The sequence below is a fragment of the Microcoleus sp. D3_18a_C4 genome, from assembly GCF_036702415.1.
GTDB lineage: Bacteria > Cyanobacteriota > Cyanobacteriia > Cyanobacteriales > Microcoleaceae > Microcoleus.
On record NZ_JAUBTI010000086.1, the window covers coordinates 26070 to 28757 of the forward strand.

At 46.3% G+C, this 2688-nt stretch carries 3 protein-coding genes; 1 reads left to right on the top strand and 2 read right to left on the bottom strand.

Translation table 11 applies throughout. The features are described from left to right. Positions 1–234 precede the first annotated feature (234 nt). The gene (locus QUB16_RS26150; RefSeq protein ID WP_190738647.1) at positions 235–840 is read left to right on the top strand and encodes a chorismate lyase; all 606 of its coding nucleotides are present in this window, start codon (positions 235–237) and stop codon (positions 838–840) included. A gap of 307 nt (positions 841–1147) precedes the next feature. Here QUB16_RS26150 and QUB16_RS26155 read toward each other — a convergent pair whose 3' ends face one another. Both QUB16_RS26155 and QUB16_RS26160 read right to left on the bottom strand, forming a co-directional pair. Continuing rightward, complete coding sequence (locus tag QUB16_RS26155) at positions 1148–2446, bottom strand: cytochrome P450 (RefSeq protein WP_333320657.1); 1299 nt, start codon at positions 2444–2446, stop codon at positions 1148–1150. A gap of 47 nt (positions 2447–2493) precedes the next feature. Then, positions 2494–2688 (bottom strand): hypothetical protein (locus QUB16_RS26160; RefSeq protein ID WP_333320658.1); only part of this gene is annotated, 195 nt, incomplete at its 5' end.

Below are 2688 nucleotides of genomic sequence, written 5' to 3' on the forward strand. Positions count from 1 at the left end.
ATTTTATTCAACAACAGGTAAGATGCCTGTTCCACACCAACTCAATTTTATTCAACAACAGGTAAGATGCCTGTTCCACACCAACTCAATTTTATTCAACAACAGGCAAGATGCCTGTTCCACACCCACTCAATTTTATTGTGGAACGGGCCGAAGAGCCCGTTTCTAAACAGATTTAAATTGTAGATTGAAGAAGCGTTATAATAAACAAAAAATTAAGTTTTGTAAAGACCCTTGACTGCAACATTTACACCCAAAAACAGCCGCACCTGGCACGCTCTCAACCCCCTGTGGCAAGGAGCCGAAGACGCAGTACAGAAGGGTTTGCCCCACACCAAGCTTGCACCGGCGTGGCAAATACTGCTCCTGGGCGACGGTTCCCCCACCCGTCACCTGCAACTGCTGACAGGGGAACCCACAGAAGTAGATGTGATCGATATGTCTTTAGTGGGTGAAGACGCAGACGGCGCACCAGAGCAAATTGTCGCGGTTCCGGGGCCGCGCCTGCGCCGACAAGTGTGGCTGCGGACTGCTTCGGGACAGCGTTTAGCCTATGCGACTTCTTGGTGGGAAGCAAGCCATGTAGACGAATATTTACAAAATAAATCTTTGCCAATTTGGGCCAGTTTAGCGCGGCTGCGAACAGAATTGTATCGCGATGTGCAGGGCATTTATTGCGGTGATTCCGTGGCTTTGGAGTCAGCTTTTGAACAGTCGGGGCCTTTTTGGGGGCGACACTATTTGTTTTGGCATCACGGTAAACCATTGACTCTGATTTATGAGGTTTTTTCTCCTTATTTAACTAAGTATTTGGGGCCGATGCAATTGGATGTTGATTGAGACTGAGATATTGCACCATTATCAAGAACAGGCAAGATGCCTGTTCCACAAGAAAATTCACTCTTTGTGGAACAGGCATCTTGCCTGTTCATAAACAGCTTATTGATAATGGTGCAAAATTTCAGTTGAGATTGAGTTCTTGCACGATTATCAATAAGGCTTTCAGGGCGGGCTAGAAGCCCAACCCCTACTCCCCACAAGAAAATTTACCGATTGTGGAACAGGCATCTTGTGGCTTTCAGGGCGGGCTAGAAGCAACGGCCCACAAGAAAATTTACCGATTGTGGAACAGGCATCTTGCCTGTTCTTAAGAATAGTTCCGCCGAAATTTCACTCGCAAACCGTCGCGGGGATGCGGAGTCGGTACTCGGATTAAATTCACATCTTGATCCGGTAAAAGCTCCCACTCGTACTCCCGAACAATCTTTGCTGCAAACAACTTCATCTCTAACCGCGCAAATTCTTTGCCCAAACATTCTCGCAAACCGCCACCAAATGGCACGTAGCTGAACGGTTTAGCCGATCGCTCGGAGCTAAATCGATCGGGATCGAATCGATCGGGTTCGGGATAAACTGCGCTATCCTGATGCGTCTGATTGATTTGATAAAGTACCATCCAACCCTTGGGAATTTCGTAGCCTCCGAACTCGCAAGCATTAATTACCTGCCGAAAGCCGCCTCCCACTGGCGGAACCAACCGCAGCACTTCTCGCATAACCTGTTCTAAATAAGTCATTTCTTTGAGCTGTTCCAAGGTTAGCGCTTCCGTAGCGGGGAACTGTTGCTGTTCGGCGCGGACTTTTGCCATCACATCGGGATTTTGAGCTAGCAGAAGACAAAAAGAGGCGATCGCCGAAGTTAAAGTTTCGTGTCCCGCAAACAGCAGCAACAGCACTTGATCTTTTAACTCCTCCAAACTCAAACTATTTCCCTCGTCATCGCGAGCCGAAATCAGCAAACTCAAAGCATCATTGCCGCTAGGGGTTCCTTGCTGGCGATCTATAATAATCTTTTCAAGTTCTGCCAACAGCAGCTTTCGACACTTTTTCGCCTTGCCAAACTGACTCCAAGGCACATCTAAAGGAATCGAAAATAAACCATTGCACCACGTTTCAAAATAATGTCCTAGCGCCGTTTCCGAACCATTATCAATCCCTACTAACAACTTACCCGCAACATCAAAAGTATAATTTCTCAGTTCGGGATACCAAGTCAGCGTTTCCATTTTGGCCCATTTTTCCAAATAGCGCTGAGTGGTATCTTCCATCGCGCCGATGTAGCCGGCCAAAGCTCGCGGTTGAAACGCTTGGTACAGCAACTTGCGCCGATTTTGGTGGTTAGCACCCGTTTGCAACGCTAAGGAAAGTGGCCCTAAAAGCGCTTTCGTGCTGGCAGGCCAAGTCACAGCAAAATATTGGTTTTCATTGCTTAAAACAAACAAATTAGCCTCTTGGCCACACACAAACACGGTAGGCTGTCCGAAAATGCTGGTTTTGAAAAGGGGCCCGTACTGCTGGTGGCGTTTTTTGGCAAATTGGGAATCTTGCAAAAAGTTGATAGTATCGCCAATTAGGGGTAAACCAAAACTGCCGGGAGGTAATGCCATTTTAGATTTTAGATTTTAGATTTTAGATTTTTAATATCATATCAATTTTAGTTGGAGGGCGGGCAATACGCATCAGACAAATTTCGGGTCAAATAACTTTTTTCTATTTGTAGCCTGTAGGGCGTCAGTCTTAATATTGGTAGAAAAAATGGTGGTTTTGCCAACTGACCACGAATTTCAAAGGTGGTACCCGCCACGTGATTTATCCGTGGAATCAATCCAAAATCTAAAATCGAAAATCC

What these genes read in the sequence shown, in the direction of transcription:
- QUB16_RS26155 (WP_333320657.1), bottom strand. Translation starts at nt 2,446, where the DNA reads ATGGCATTACCTCCCGGCAGTTTTGGTTTACCCCTAATTGGCGATACT.